Annotated in this window: 10 protein-coding genes; 1 reads left to right on the top strand and 9 read right to left on the bottom strand. The window is 31.3% G+C overall.

Annotation, left to right across the window (positions count from 1 at the left end; all coding sequences use genetic code 11):
• Positions 1-281 precede the first annotated feature (281 nt).
• Positions 282-3,110, top strand: coding sequence for a M16 family metallopeptidase (locus tag D6200_RS01475; RefSeq protein WP_073181127.1), 2,829 nt, complete (start codon positions 282-284; stop codon positions 3,108-3,110).
• A gap of 49 nt (positions 3,111-3,159) precedes the next feature.
• Here D6200_RS01475 and D6200_RS01470 read toward each other — a convergent pair whose 3' ends face one another.
• The 9 genes from D6200_RS01470 to D6200_RS01430 all read right to left on the bottom strand — a co-directional run bounded on the left by D6200_RS01470 (position 3,160) and on the right by D6200_RS01430 (position 11,354).
• Positions 3,160-4,107 (bottom strand): glycosyltransferase, encoded by a 948-nt coding sequence (locus tag D6200_RS01470; protein WP_073182620.1) that lies wholly within the window; start codon positions 4,105-4,107, stop codon positions 3,160-3,162.
• Positions 4,108-4,112: 5 nt separating this feature from the next.
• The gene (locus tag D6200_RS01465) at positions 4,113-4,892 is read right to left on the bottom strand and encodes a DUF3050 domain-containing protein (RefSeq protein WP_047789173.1); all 780 of its coding nucleotides are present in this window, start codon (positions 4,890-4,892) and stop codon (positions 4,113-4,115) included.
• Between the two features lie 95 nt (positions 4,893-4,987).
• Complete coding sequence (locus tag D6200_RS01460; RefSeq protein ID WP_073181130.1) at positions 4,988-5,800, bottom strand: enoyl-ACP reductase FabI; 813 nt, start codon at positions 5,798-5,800, stop codon at positions 4,988-4,990.
• A gap of 19 nt (positions 5,801-5,819) precedes the next feature.
• Positions 5,820-6,335 carry a tetratricopeptide repeat protein gene (locus D6200_RS01455; RefSeq protein WP_073181132.1) on the bottom strand — a complete coding sequence of 172 codons (516 nt, stop codon included), beginning with the start codon at positions 6,333-6,335 and terminating at the stop codon, positions 5,820-5,822.
• 6 nt (positions 6,336-6,341) lie between these two features.
• A complete protein-coding gene (gene recN, locus D6200_RS01450) occupies positions 6,342-7,994 on the bottom strand; it encodes a DNA repair protein RecN (RefSeq protein ID WP_073181134.1) in 1,653 nt (550 codons plus the stop codon).
• Between the two features lie 127 nt (positions 7,995-8,121).
• Complete coding sequence (gene porD, locus D6200_RS01445; RefSeq protein WP_073181135.1) at positions 8,122-9,012, bottom strand: type IX secretion system protein PorD; 891 nt, start codon at positions 9,010-9,012, stop codon at positions 8,122-8,124.
• On the bottom strand, positions 9,005-10,216 hold the full coding sequence (gene coaBC / locus D6200_RS01440; protein ID WP_073181137.1) for a bifunctional phosphopantothenoylcysteine decarboxylase/phosphopantothenate--cysteine ligase CoaBC: 1,212 nt from the start codon (positions 10,214-10,216) through the stop codon (positions 9,005-9,007). The genes porD and coaBC overlap by 8 nt, the downstream gene beginning before the upstream one ends.
• 1 nt (position 10,217) lies before the next feature.
• On the bottom strand, positions 10,218-10,538 hold the full coding sequence (locus D6200_RS01435) for a DNA-directed RNA polymerase subunit omega (RefSeq protein ID WP_047789179.1): 321 nt from the start codon (positions 10,536-10,538) through the stop codon (positions 10,218-10,220).
• A 3-nt stretch (positions 10,539-10,541) separates the two neighbouring features.
• A complete protein-coding gene (locus tag D6200_RS01430) occupies positions 10,542-11,354 on the bottom strand; it encodes an outer membrane protein assembly factor BamD (protein ID WP_239178867.1) in 813 nt (270 codons plus the stop codon).
• Positions 11,355-11,389 lie beyond the last annotated feature (35 nt).

The raw sequence follows: 11,389 nt of genomic DNA, 5'->3' as shown, positions 1-11,389 counted from the left end.
ACTTATTTCTCGTGGGGGGCTTCAAATTTTTGAATACGCAAAAGTAAACTTTTTTTTACTCTCACTAAAACATTAGACGTAAAATTAACAATTTAAGTCACATTATAATAATAAAAAATAGCTTATTTGTTTTTGATCACATAAATCTATTAACAAACCTTAAAAATAAGATTTTTAGTATTCATTATCAATATAGCAATATAATCAATAGTTTTTAAAACTAATTCTTTAGTTTATTAATAATTCACCGTAAATTGCCTACAAATTAAAATTCATATACTATGAAAAAAACATTATTAGGACTATCTCTGGCCTTCTTTATATCTACAGGGTATAGCCAAGCTTTAAAAGAAACACAACAAAAGCTACCAAAAAAAGGAAAAGTAAGTGCTATGAAAATCCCAACCGATCCTTCGGTTAAGATAGGGAAACTATCAAATGGGATGACCTACTACATCAAACAAAACCCAAAACCAGCTAACAAAGTAGAATTAAGATTAGTTGTAAATGCAGGTTCAATTTTAGAAGATGATGATCAATTAGGTTTAGCTCACTTCATGGAACACATGAACTTTAATGGTACCAAAAATTTTAAAAAGAACGAACTAGTAGATTATCTACAATCTATCGGAGTTAAATTTGGTGCCCACTTGAATGCTTATACTGGTTTTGATGAAACTGTATACATCTTACCTATTCCTAGTGATAATAAAGAAAAACTTGAAAAAGGGTTTCAAATTCTTGAAGACTGGGCACATGGTGCTTTGTTAGAAGGAAAAGACATTGATGAAGAGCGTGGTGTTGTTTTAGAAGAATATCGTTCTCGTAGAGGAGCTGATAGCCGCATGTTAGAAAAATACTTACCAAAAGTAATGCATGGTTCTAAATATGCTGAAAGATTACCTATTGGTACTAAAGAAAATTTAGAAAACTTTAAACACGAAAGTATTCGTCGTTTTCATAAAGACTGGTATCGTCCAGATTTAATGGCTGTAGTAGCTGTAGGTGATGTTAGTGTTGATGTGTTAGAAGAAAAAATCAAATCACATTTTAATAAAATACCAGCTGTGAACAACCCTCGTAAAAGAGAAGTTGCTCCTTTAAAAAATCACAAAGAAACTTTCATAGCAATTGAAGCTGATAAAGAAGCTCCTTTTTCTAGTGTTCAATTAATGTACAAAGATTATGGTGAGGCTACACCAGATGTTACCATTACTGATTACAGAAATTCAATTGTAAAGTCTTTATTTGCTCAGATGATTAACAATCGTTTAGATGAGTTACGTAATAGCGAAAACCCACCTTTTGTCTACGGATTTAGTTATCACGGAGGAACTTGGGCTCGTGGTAAAGAAGCTTACCAATCAAGAGCAGGTGTAAGTGCAGATGGACAATTAAAAGGTTTACAAGCTTTATTGGATGAAAGTGAACGTGTTAAAAGATACGGTTTTCAACAAGGTGAATTAGATCGAGCAAAAATGAACATATCTGCTCGAATGGAAAAAGCATTTAAAGACAAAGATAAAAGAGAATCTAGAAGAATAGTTGGTGAATATGTAAACAACTACTTAGAACAAGAGCCAATTCCTGGTATTGAATGGGAGTACAAAGCTCATCAAACACTATTACCTTCAGTAAAACTAGAAGAAGTAAACAAACTTATTGAAAGTTATTTACATGATGATAATCGTGTAGTTGTTATTACAGGTCCTAAAAAAGTTGTTACTGAACAACAAGTTATTGATGCTTTAAATAATGTTAAAACAAAAGAGTTAAAACCTTATGAAGACAAAGCTGTTGCTGCTTCATTAATAACAAAACAACCAACACCTGGATCTATAGTAAACGTTACTGAAAATAAAAATTTAGGTACAAAAACTATGACCTTAAGTAACGGAGCAAAAATTACCTACAAAAAAACCGATTTTAAAAACGATGAAGTATTATTTGAAGCTTTTAGCTTTGGAGGAACTTCTTTATACTCTGATGAAGAATTAAAAGCTACTTCTTTTGCTAACAGAGGACTTTCTGAAGCTGGAATTAATGGTTTTTCTAAAACAGATTTATCTAAAATGATGTCAGGTAAAATTGTTCGTGTTTCTCCTTATATTTCTGGATTAAGTGAAGGTTTTAGAGGTTCTGCAATTCCTAAAGACTTAGAAGAATTATTCCAAATGGTGCATTTATACTTTACCTCTTTAAATAAAGATGAAAAAGCATTTAACTCTTATGTAAATAAACAAAAAAGTTTCTTAGGAAATCTACTAGCTAGTCCTAATTTCTTTTTCCAAAAAGAAATGAGTGAATTTGTTTACGGAGAAGATCCTCGTTATACAGGTTTTCCTTCTCCTGAAAAATACGAAAAAGCTGATTACAACTTAGCATATAAAAAGTATCAAGAGCGTTTTGCTAATGCTGGTGATTTCAACTTCTATTTTGTTGGTAATGTTGACGAAAAGAAACTTGCTGAATACGCAACTAAATATATTGCAGGTTTACCAGGAAAAAGCTCTAATGAAACATATAAGGTTTCAGATTTCAGACCTTTATCTGGTTCTCATTCTAAAACAGTTACTAAAGGTAAAGATCCTAAAAGTAATGTTCGTATTACCTATCAAGGAAAAGCTAAATACAACAAAAAAGATGCTTTAGCTTTTAAAATATTAGGTGAAGTTGTTGGAATTAAATTAACTGAAAAATTACGTGAACAAGAAGGTGGTGTATACTCTTCAAGAACTCGTGGTAATATATCTAAAATGCCTTACGGATGGTATAACTTTACCATTTCATACCCTTGTGCTCCGGAAAATGTTGAAAAACTAAAAAACATTTCTGTAGCTGAAGTTGCTTCTGTTGTTAAAAATGGACCTACTAAAGAAGACTTAATGAAAGCTCAAAAAGGAATGATTGCTGACTACAAAGAAGACCTTAAAAAGAATCGTTTTTGGTTAAACACTATTAAAAATGTAGACTATCAAAACAACGATGTCTCAGACATAGCTTCTTTTGAAGACAGAGTAAATTCTTTAACTATAAAAGATATTCAGAAAGTAGCTAAGAAATATCTAACTAACGGATATATTTTAGGTGTTTTAAACCCTGAAAAATAATTTTAAATAAATTATAACTAGCAAAAGCTCTCAAGAAATTGGGAGCTTTTTATTTTTTCAGAAATCTGAACTCGAGAAAACCTAATCCATAACCATAAAACTGAGTGATGGTTGTTACCATACTTAACAAAGCTACTTGTAGATTTTTATTTTGAAATAGAGAATCTAAAAAGGTACAGGTAAAATAAAATCCATAAAAAGTTAATAATTGCCAGTAACCAAAAAAAGCTGCTATAATGGCAATATCAATCCCTATGATGAATAAACTCGGAAACCAATACGTTAATTTTGCCGTTTCTGGATATTTTTTATTCAATATAGGTCTTGCAGTACCAAAAGCAAATGTTTGTTTAAAAAACTGTTTAATAGTACTTCTACGCTTATGATATACAAAAGCCTTTTCTATTAATTGTGTTTCAAAGCCATTTTCCCAAAGGCGGAAAGTTAAATCGATATCTTCTCCTGCTTTCATTTTTGAAAAACCATTTGTTTTTTCAAAAGCAACTTTTGACAAGCCTAGATTGAAGCTTCTGGGTTGAAATTTACCAACCGATTTCTTTTTTCCACGAATTCCTCCTGTAGTTAATACCGAAGTCATTGAATAATTAATTGCTTTTTGTAAAGCAGTAAAATTAGGATGCGCAGCATCTGGACCTCCAAAAGCATCTGTATAACTTTCTTCTAATGCTTTTTTTACTTCGGAAAGATATTGTGGTGGAACAATAACATCAGAATCCAAAATAATAAAATAACTTCCCGATGCTCTTTTCATTCCATAATTACGACTTGCTCCTGCTCCACTATTCCCCTTGGAAAAATACTTTAGATTAAGCTGAGAAGTGTATTTATTTACAACTTCTTCTGATGAGTTTTCAGAACCATCTTCAATAACAAGTACCTCAAAGTCGTCTTTCAACTCTTGTTTAGTCAAGCTTCCTAACAACTCATCTATTTCTTGAGGTCGATTATAAACAGGTATTATTATTGAAAAACTTATAGTCACTATGCTAAAACTGCTTTGTTAATTTGTTTAGTTATACCATCCCAAAGCTGTATTCTTTTCTGTAAAGATTCTTTAGCATAAAACAAAACATCATCCCATTTTTGTTGATCATTACCGCATAATTCTTCAATCATTTGTAATGATAATGGTCCATGTTCATCACCGTCTAACTCAATGTGTCTATTCAAATAATACGTAAGTTTACTGTATGAACTTCCTTCTTTCTCTTCCGTATTTTTTACAATTTCTAAAAACATATCAGGAATCACATCTTCTCTTCCATAGGTAAAACTAGATGCAATAATATGTGGTTGTCTTGTTTTAATAACTTCAAAAGAAAAATTTACAAAATCTTTCACTTCTTCAATAATTGAACAGTTTTCCAGAGCTTGCTCAACAGATTTACTGTCAAGAATATCTGAAATAAAACTTGAAATTTGAGAAGTACTTCCTCCTGCTTGACGCATCGCATCAATATACATTTCAAAGTGACTTTTAGGCTCTCCTAACTCATTAATATCAGTTTCTTCACCTAACACAATTTCATTAATAAAACGAGCTGTTTTAGTATTTACAGCAGGTAACCAAGGTAAATTCACACAAGTAAGTTCTCGTTGTAATGCTTTTAATAACGACATAAAATCCCACACAGCGAACACATGTGATTCCATAAATAATTTTACATCATTTATATCATTTAACGAATTATATAACTCATGTTCTTTAAGCTGTTGTCTTAAGGATTTTAACTCCTTTTCTATGTGTAAAATATTGCTCATTTGTAACTATCAATAAAAAATGCAAATCTAACGATTTGCATTTAATTATATATTCTTTCGGAACCTTTCCGACTACGCTTAAGGCACAAGTTAATTTACTCTTCAGTAAACCTTTCCATTACCGCATCACTTACTCCCATATTAGAGAAACCTCCATCATGGAATAAGTTTTGTAAGGTTACTTTCTTTGTTAAATCAGAGAATAATGAGATGGTATAATCAGCACATTCCAAAGCTGTAGCATTTCCTAATGGAGACATTTTCTCAGCATACGAAATAAATCCATCAAATCCTTTTACTCCTTGACCTGCAGTTGTTGGTGTAGGTGATTGAGAAATTGTGTTTACACGCACTTTATGATCTCTTCCGAAGAAATATCCAAAACTACGTGCAATACTCTCTAAATACGCTTTGTTATCAGCCATATCATTGTAATCTGGGAATACACGTTGTGCTGCCATATACGTTAATGCAACAATACTTCCCCACTCATTCATGGCTTGTTTGTTATATAAAACGTTCATTACTTTGTGAAAAGACACTGCAGAAACGTCCCATCCTTTCGCCGTAAAATCGTATTTAGAATCTGTATAATGACGACCTTTACGTACATTAACTGACATACCAATAGAGTGTAAAACGAAATCGATTTTCCCTCCTAAAATTTCCATAGATTTTTCAACCAAGTTGTTTAAATCTTCCATAGAAGTTGCGTCAGCTGGAATAATTTCTGATCCTGTCTTCGCAGCTAAATCTTTAATACCACCCATACGCATTGCAATTGGTGCGTTGGTTAATACAAACTCTGCTCCTTCTTCGTGAGCACGTTCAGCAACTTTCCACGCTATAGAATTTTCATCTAATGCTCCAAAAATAATTCCTTTTTTTCCTTTTAGTAAATTATACATATTAAAGTGTTTTATCTTTCTAGTTGTTTATTAATTTTAATTTTTGGAAAAAGCTCATTTTTCCTTTTACTCTGTTTAACGAAGCATACAAACTATCTAATGTCTTATTATTTAAGGTAGCTGTTGTTGCTTTTTTATAATACTCATAAGCTCTCATGTTATCTCCTTTAAACTCATAAGCTTTAGCCATATTAGTGTATATGGTTGATTTATCTACAACAGAATAATTAATTACTTCGTTGCCAAAAGTAATCATTTCATCATAAAGGTTCATATCTATTAACAAATATGAATAGTTACTATAGGCAGCATGGTAATCTGCAGCATATTTTAAAGCTAGTTCAAGGTGTTTTTTTGCTTTAGGATAATTGTTAAATTTCATATTATATAACCATCCTAAATGATTGTGTGCTCTTCCATAATCAGGAAACTCACTCAATAACTCTAAAAACAGTTCTTTTGCTTCAACCATTTTTCCTTGGTTTATTAACTCATCGGCTTCATAAAAAATATTTTCAGCTTTTTCTTCACTCATAGTTTCTTAATTTAATAATTCTTTTGCATGAATTAGAGCACTTTCAGAAACATCTTTTCCACTTAACATTTCTGCTATTTCTCTAATACGCTCGTCTTCTGACAATAACTTTAAATTAGAAGTTGTTACTCCTTTTTCTTCTCCCTTAAACACTTTATAGTGCTGCACTCCTTTTGAAGCTATTTGAGGTAAATGTGTTATAGTTATTACCTGCATATGAGCACTCATATCTTGCATTATTTTTGCAATTTTATTAGATACTTCCCCTGAAACTCCGGTATCAATCTCATCAAAAATAATGGTTGGTAGTTGTATCTTTTCTGATAGTATTTTTTTAATCGATAACATGATGCGAGATAATTCTCCACCTGATGCTACCTTTTTCAATTCTCCAAAATCACCTCCTTTGTTTGCTGAGAATAAAAATTGTAAATTGTCTTTTCCGTTAGATAAATATTCTTCAGAAGCTAATAATTCAATTGCAAAACGAGCATTTGGCATTCCTAATTCCGACAAAAGATATTCTAACTCTTTTTTCAACTTCGGAATTACTTTATTTCTAGATGTCGTAATCATTTTTGCTACGTCATCTAACTTCTTAGCTACCTCTTTAATTTCTGCCTCTTTTTGAGCCACTATTCCTCCTGCATCTTCAACCTGTGCTACTTTTTCAGATAATGATGCATGAATTTCTTGTAATTCACTTATAGTTGATACTGAATGTTTCTTTTGAAGATTGTAAATAAGTTGTAACCTATCATTTAGTTCTTCAATTTCATTCGGATTAAATTCAACTTCTTCATTCGCACTTTCTAACTCAGTAACTACATCATCTAACTCAATTTTCACGCTTGTTACTCGATTCGCTAACTCTTCATATTGCTTAGAAAAAGAACTAATTTTTTGCAGTTTACTCTCTAAAGAGTTTAGCAATGTTTGAATTCCTATTTCTTCATTAATCGAAACACCTAAAGCTTCAGATAAGTTCAACTTTATTTCTTCAATATTGTTTAATTTATCTAATTTTTCTTCTAAAACTTCTTGTTCTCCTTCTTTTAAATTAGCCTCTTCAAACTCATTAAACAAATGTAAATTGTACTCGTACTGCTCTTTCGATTTCTCAGTTTCTTCTTGAAGTACTTTCAGCTCTTTTCGTAATTTGTTATACGTACGCAAGCCTCTTTTATACGATGCTATTTTAGCTTGATTTTTTGCTAAGGCATCAATAACAGAGAATTGAAAAGATACATCTGACAACTGCATGGTTTGATGTTGCGAATGAATATCAATTAGCTTTGTTTTTAAAGCATTTAATATCGATAAAGTAACTGGTGTATCATTAACAAAAGCTCTCGACTTGCCCGAAGGCAAAATTTCTCTTCGAATTATGGTTTCTTGTTCATAGTCGAGATCTAACTCTTTAAACAACTCTTGTAAAGCATATCCTTCAACAGAAAATTGAGCCTCAATAACACATTTTTTTTCTGTGTTTTTTAAAGCAGTTAAGTCGGCACGGTTCCCCATTACAAGCCCTAAAGCTCCTAATAAAATGGATTTCCCTGCTCCAGTTTCACCTGTTATGATAGATAAACCGTTCGTAAAATCAATCGTTAACTGATTGATTAACGCATAATTATGTATAGATAAATGTGTAAGCAAATTCTATTCTTTTGTAAAAAATAAAAGTAAGAATTTTGAATGAATTAAGTCAAACTAAAACAAAGGAAGTCTATTGATTTTTCAACAGCTTATAAACGTTACATTTAAGCCTATAACAAGTCTAATACTACTGTAATTTCTTCCACTTATCTTTATAAGTAGGTGCAATCTTATTTAAAACTGTTATCATTTGTGATTGATTTCTCGATGCACTACCATCAGAAAAAACATTTACTATTTCATCTCCTTTAGCATCTAAGAAAACGCGAATCATATAATTACCAATAGTAATATTGTGTAGTTTGTCTAAATCTAAAACACTTTTTTCAATTGCTTCTTTAGCTGAATTTTTATTATCAACAAAATTATCGAAACCGTTACGGTGATAATTGTAGTAGATACTTCGTAAGGCACTAAATTTAGAAGACAATAAATTATCTATTAAAGCAAAACGATTTTGTTTTCCTACTTGATTTTGCCAACCAGACTCTCCATTAGATTGCGCCAGCAACATAATGTTTTCCGCTTGTTTTAAATAAGTCTCTCCTCCCTTCAAAGCAAAGGTATCTGTATCAACTCCTAATATTGTATACACATAAAAAGCAATTGTAGAGATTAAATTAGATTCGTAAATAGTTGGATTGTAAATTAACGGATCGAACTCATTATAACGAAAGTTAAAATTTGTATCATTAATATTTAAAACAGGTGTAGCGTAAGTTGAGTTATATACAGGTCGTGTTGACTGCACTTGTAAACTTCCTGAAAAATTATTCCCGTTTTGCTCGTTTATGATAATATTGAATGCGCAGTTAATTCGTTCTTGTTGCTTAAAATTTTTATTCGTCCATTGTTTATCATTAATAAACTCTGTTAATGCTTTTTGTAACGTTTGATAAACTTGCTTGTTACTACTTTGTACTTTATCTGAATTGATAATTACAGTAGCATTCAACTCTTGCGAATAAGAAGAAAAAGTAACAGAAAGAAGAAAAAAAATAAAGAAAAACTTACGCATTTAATTTTTGTATTATTTCGTTAACGATATCTTTTGACACTGCTTTTTTTGATTTTAAATCAAATGATTTTTCATTAAAATCAGCATCAATAATTGTAATTTTATTGGTGTCGGTTGCAAAACCAGCACCTTTATCACGTAACGAATTTAATACAATAAAATCTAATTTTTTGCGTGTAAGCTTACTTTTTGCGTTTTGTATCTCATCGTTCGTTTCTAATGCAAAACCAACTAACAACTGTTTTTTCTTAATTTCTCCTAGAGATTTTAAGATATCTTTAGTTGGTTCTAACTCAATACTTAACGCTGCTTCTTTCTTTTTTATTTTTTGAGTAGCTACATTTTTTGGTCGATAGTCTGAAACTGCCGCCGATAACACAGCTATATCAACCTCAGCAAAGTACTTATGACATGCTTCATACATATCTTGAGCTGATTTCACATCTATTCTATGAATAAAAGAATGATGTACTTGTTGATGAGAAGGACCTGCTACTAAAAACACCTCAGCTCCTAAATTAGCCGCTGTTTTTGCAATTTCAAACCCCATTTTACCTGAAGAATGATTTCCAATAAAACGAACAGGATCTATTGCTTCATAGGTTGGACCTGCAGTAATTAGCATTTTTTTCCCTCGAAGCGGTAGTTTAGATACAATATCTTTCTCTATAAAGTCAACAATGTCTTCTGGTTCAGCCATACGACCTTCTCCAACCAATCCGCTTGCTAATTCACCTGAAGTAGCAGGAATTAATATATTTCCAAAACTTTGTAAACTTTCTAAACTAGTTTTTGTTGATGGATGTTGGTACATATCTAAATCCATCGCAGGAGCAAAATACACTGGACATTTTGCTGATAAATAGGTTGCCAATAATAAATTATCGCAAGTACCATTTGTCATTTTAGATAAGGTATTTGCTGTAGCTGGGGCTATTAACATTAAATCTGCCCACAAACCTAAATCTACATGATTATTCCACAATTCATTTTCATCTTCTTTATCATAAAAGGTAGAATGAACTGTATTTTTTGATAAGGTGGAAAGTGTAAGAGGTGTTATAAAATCTTTAGACGCAGGAGTCATAATTACTTTGACTTCTGCGCCTGATTTTATAAACAAGCGAACTAAACTCGCTGTTTTATATGCCGCTATACCGGCGGTAACACCAAGTAAAACTTTTTTACCGCTTAGTACAGACATATTATTTTGTCTCTGGAGTTCTATAGTATACCTTCTCATTTAACCACTCTTCTACTGCAATAGCATGTGGCTTAGGTAAACGCTCATAGAATTTAGAAACTTCGATTTGTTCTTTATTTTCAAAAACTTCTTCTAAACTATCGTTATAGGTAGCAAACTCATCTAACTTGTCAACTAATTCCTTCTTTAAATCAGAATTAATTTGTGTAGCTCTCTTTGCTATAATAGAAATAGCTTCATAAATATTATGTGTTGGAGCCTCGATAGCTTCTTTATTATAAGTTACGGTACTTAACGGCGCTTTCGTTTCTTTATAATCCATTTTTTAACTTTTAGCTAATTGTTCTTGTTCTTTGTTTAATGTTGCTAACATTTCGTTTGATTCTTCCATGAATTTTGATTCAGGAAAATTTCTTTTTAACTTATCGTACGCTTTAACTGCTTCTTTAATTCTTTCTGCTTTTCTACGTTGCGTACTTTTGATTGCAAAATCATGTGCTGCTTTTAAACGATAATATAAAGCTTCTTCTTTATACTTAGTTCCTAAATAATCTTCTAATAAATTATCAAAAGCTACAATTGCCGCTTTGTAATTTCTAGAGTCATATTCAGCAGTTCTATAATATGTTTTTGCTATCTCAAAAGATTTCTTTTCTAGTTTTGCTCTCAATTCAGCATGATACTTGTTAGCCTCTTCTAATTTATCTGAATCTGGATAATTATCTATAAACTTTTGAAAGGCCTCTAAAGCTTTATTTGTATCTGTTGGGTCTAAACTAAAGCTAGGAGCTGCTTTGTAATAACTTAAAGCTGATAAAAAAGCGGCTTCTTCTCTTTTTGAACTTTTTGGGTAATTTCCAGTAAATCTATTAAAGTAATATCCTGCCAACCCGTAATTTTTCTCATTAAAGTTAGATTGAGAAACCATAAATTGAATACGCTCCATTTGAGGTTTACCTCTGTATGAAGGTGTTATTTTTTCAAACAAACGTAAAGCTTTACTGTACTTTTGAGCTTCGTACATTTTTACAGCCATTTTGTATTGTTCTTCTACAGTTCCTTTATTCAATACTTTTTGATACTCTCCACATGAAGAAAGTACTAAAAGCATTACAGCAATATACGCTAGATTTTTCATTTTTTGCATCTGGCAAAATTAGTGATTAATTATGG

It is taken from the genome of Tenacibaculum mesophilum (assembly GCF_003867075.1).
GTDB classification, from domain to species: domain Bacteria; phylum Bacteroidota; class Bacteroidia; order Flavobacteriales; family Flavobacteriaceae; genus Polaribacter; species Polaribacter mesophilus.
The sequence above is the reverse complement of the archived record's forward strand: the minus strand, read 5'-3'. Positions and strand labels throughout refer to the sequence as shown.

What these genes read in the sequence shown, in the direction of transcription:
- porD (WP_073181135.1), bottom strand. Translation starts at nt 9,012, where the DNA reads ATGCGTAAGTTTTTCTTTATTTTTTTTCTTCTTTCTGTTACTTTTTCT.
- coaBC (WP_073181137.1), bottom strand. Translation starts at nt 10,216, where the DNA reads ATGTCTGTACTAAGCGGTAAAAAAGTTTTACTTGGTGTTACCGCCGGT.
- D6200_RS01435 (WP_047789179.1), bottom strand. Translation starts at nt 10,538, where the DNA reads ATGGATTATAAAGAAACGAAAGCGCCGTTAAGTACCGTAACTTATAAT.
- D6200_RS01430 (WP_239178867.1), bottom strand. Translation starts at nt 11,354, where the DNA reads ATGAAAAATCTAGCGTATATTGCTGTAATGCTTTTAGTACTTTCTTCA.
- D6200_RS01460 (WP_073181130.1), bottom strand. Translation starts at nt 5,800, where the DNA reads ATGTATAATTTACTAAAAGGAAAAAAAGGAATTATTTTTGGAGCATTA.
- D6200_RS01455 (WP_073181132.1), bottom strand. Translation starts at nt 6,335, where the DNA reads ATGAGTGAAGAAAAAGCTGAAAATATTTTTTATGAAGCCGATGAGTTA.
- D6200_RS01475 (WP_073181127.1), top strand. Translation starts at nt 282, where the DNA reads ATGAAAAAAACATTATTAGGACTATCTCTGGCCTTCTTTATATCTACA.
- D6200_RS01465 (WP_047789173.1), bottom strand. Translation starts at nt 4,892, where the DNA reads ATGAGCAATATTTTACACATAGAAAAGGAGTTAAAATCCTTAAGACAA.